Consider the following 452-nt stretch of genomic DNA (forward strand, 5'->3'; position numbering starts at 1 on the left):
TCTTCAAGGGCGGCCATGCGTTTGGCGAAGTCTTCGGACAGGTTTTTGAGGATCTCGGCATCGACCTTGACCCCAAGGCCTTCCATTTCGGCCAGAACCGGCACCAGCGGACGATCAAGCGTCTCATAGACACTGGCCATATGTTCCTGCGCGATGCGGGGTTTGAGCAACCGATGCAGGCGCAGCGTGATATCGGCGTCCTCGGCCGCGTAATCCAGCGCCTTGTCGAGCGGGACCTGATCGAAGGTGATCTGGGTCTTGCCACTGCCGCAAACATCCTTGAATGAAATCGGTTTGTAATCCAGATGCAGCTCGGCCAGTTCATCCATGCCATGCCCGTGGCTGGTGCCATCAAGCACATAGGACAGCACCATGGTGTCATCCATCGGGGCGACCTTGATACCGTGGCGGGCAAGAACGATCATATCGTATTTCAGGTTCTGACCGACCTT

At 56.9% G+C, this 452-nt stretch carries 1 pseudogene; it reads right to left on the reverse strand.

Going from position 1 to position 452, the window contains the following annotated elements:
• Positions 1 to 452: pseudogene (locus tag B3Z49_RS09555) on the reverse strand (DNA polymerase I); the annotation flags it as partial.

It is taken from the genome of Thalassospira sp. UBA1131 (assembly GCF_002311515.1).
GTDB lineage: Bacteria > Pseudomonadota > Alphaproteobacteria > Rhodospirillales > Thalassospiraceae > Thalassospira.